1 protein-coding gene is annotated in these 782 nt (G+C 57.4%); it reads right to left on the reverse strand.

Annotated elements, in window-relative coordinates:
• Positions 1–191: 191 nt before the first annotated feature.
• A partial coding sequence (locus A3730_RS00875) for an SDR family NAD(P)-dependent oxidoreductase (protein ID WP_063537267.1) occupies positions 192–782 on the reverse strand: 591 nt, incomplete at its 5' end.

Genomic DNA, 782 nt, shown 5'->3' on the forward strand with positions numbered 1-782 from the left:
CTGAAGAGAAAATCGCTTCAGCCACCCAATCACATTGCGCTCACTCTGTGGTTATACCCCCGGGCTCAAAAAGCCCGTTGATTCCCCCCTTAAGGCCGTCCCCCCGACGGCCATTTTTTTTTGCCGCTCTGCGGCCGCCACACGCTTCACGCTGCATGCAACACGACACGCCACCAGAGCGTATATGCGATTCAGGACTTGTACAGCAATTTCCCGACACTGTTGAACGCCTTTTCCGACAGGCTCATGCGAATCATGGTGCGGAACCATGTTTCGGGCAGCAGCCAACGTGCCAGCAACAACATGCGTGCATCCGCGCCCACGCTATAACGCAGACGTTTACCGGGATCGTTAGCCGCCTTGTAGATCACCTTCGCGGCATCTTCCGGGGTAGAGCCACCCGGCCCGGTCTTGTCCATAACCCCGAACTGAGCCTTGGAATACTCATCGTAGGTCTTTACGCCCGTGCGGTTATCCCGGTCCGCCGAGCGACCGAAGAACGCCGTATTCACCGCCCCCGGCTCAATGATTTTCACCCCGATACCCAACGGACACAGCTCATACACCAGCCCCTCGGTGAACCCTTCCACCGCCCATTTACTGGCGTTGTAAACACTGTAAAGCGGCAACGGTACGCGCCCAACCATGCTGGCCACATTCACCAGCGCGCCGCTTTTTCGTTCGCGAAAATGCGGCAACACGGCCCGGCACGTTTCCATCAGGCCGAACACATTGGTATCGAACTGACGAATGATCTGGGCTTCGTCCAGGGTTTCAAACGC

It is taken from the genome of Alcanivorax sp. HI0044, assembly GCF_001634945.1.